General features: G+C 68.8%; 1 protein-coding gene. It reads left to right on the top strand.

The genetic code is table 11. The annotated features are described in order from the left end of the window. Positions 1–87: 87 nt before the first annotated feature. The coding region (locus MKK51_RS10145; protein WP_243976822.1) for a hypothetical protein at positions 88–314 on the top strand (227 nt) is incomplete at its 3' end.

Genomic DNA, 314 nt, shown 5'->3' with positions numbered 1-314 from the left:
TACTAGTGGTGCGAGTTGGCGCGGAGGAGCTCACTCGGCAACGCCGTGGACAGTCTACCAGGGCGCACGTGCGCACGGATCGCCGGCATGCCGAATGTGCCGACCTTATACGACCCAGAGCGGTATCCCGACCGCGCCAGGGAGCGCGGCGCCTACGTCCTAGCGCGTATGGAGGACGAGGGCGTCCTTACCGAGGCGCCGCTGACCCGGGCGGCCTACGACCCCCTCGGGCTTAAGCCGCTCGAGACCGCGCGACGGGATTCGGGCTTCTACTTCGTCGATCACCTCACCCGCGAGGCGCGCACCTTCGCGGG

Source organism: Methylobacterium sp. E-045 (genome assembly GCF_022829685.1).
GTDB lineage: Bacteria > Pseudomonadota > Alphaproteobacteria > Rhizobiales > Beijerinckiaceae > Methylobacterium.
Note: the sequence above shows the minus strand (reverse complement) of the source record. Positions and strands in the feature narration are given on the sequence as shown.